We start from the raw sequence: 1,039 nt of genomic DNA, 5'->3' as shown, positions 1-1,039 counted from the left end.
CAGGGTTCACTAGCCTTGAGTAGCAACTATATATTGAATTATACTGGAGCTGCTTTTGATATCACTCAGTTGACTATTGCTGTTACTGCCGATGCGCAAACTAAAACTTATGGTGATGCTGATCCTTCATTAACATATGGATTTAGTCCTGCATTGGTTTCAGGAGATTCCTTTAGTGGATCACTTTCTAGAACGGGAGATGAGAATGTTGGGAATTATTTAGTTGAACAGGGTTCACTAGCCTTGAGTAGCAACTATATATTGAATTATACTGGAGCTGCTTTTGATATCACTCAGTTGACTATTGCTGTTACTGCCGATGCACAAACCAAAACTTATGGTGATGCTGATCCTTCATTAACCTATGGATTTAGTCCTGCATTGGTTTCAGGAGATTCCTTTATTGGAACACTTTCTAGAACGGGAGATGAGAATGTGGGTAATTATTTAGTTGAACAGGGCTCATTAGCCTTGAGTAGCAACTATATATTGAATTACACTGGAGCTACTTTTGATATCACTCAGTTGACAATTGCTGTTACTGCCGATGCATACACCAAAACTTATGGCGATGCTGATCCTTCGTTAACATATGGATTCAGTCCTGCATTGGTTTCAGGAGATTCCTTTAGTGGATCACTTTCTAGAACGGGAGATGAGAATGTGGGTAATTATTTAGTTGAACAGGGCTCATTAGCCTTGAGTAGCAACTATATATTGAATTACACTGGAGCTACTTTTGATATCACTCAGTTGACAATTGCTGTTACTGCCGATGCACAAACTAAAACTTATGGCGATGCTGATCCTTCGTTAACATATGGATTCAGTCCTGCATTGGTTTCAGGAGATACCTTTAGTGGATCACTTTCTAGAACGGGAGATGGGAATGTTGGTAATTATTTAGTTGAACAAGGCTCACTAGCCTTGAGTAGCAACTATATATTGAATTATACTGGAGCTGCCTTTGATATCACTCAGTTGACTATTGCTGTTACTGCCGATGCACAAACCAAAACTTATGGTGATGCTGATCCTT

General features: G+C 39.4%; 1 protein-coding gene. It reads left to right on the top strand.

All coding sequences use genetic code 11. The features are described from left to right. Nucleotides 1–1,039, top strand: a 1,039-nt coding sequence (locus BC962_RS16425) for an MBG-2 domain-containing protein (RefSeq protein ID WP_183075533.1), incomplete at both ends; no start/stop codon positions are given.

Origin of the sequence: Gillisia mitskevichiae (assembly GCF_003634585.1) — a bacterium.
GTDB classification, from domain to species: domain Bacteria; phylum Bacteroidota; class Bacteroidia; order Flavobacteriales; family Flavobacteriaceae; genus Gillisia; species Gillisia mitskevichiae.
This window is presented reverse-complemented; position numbering and strand designations above follow the sequence as displayed.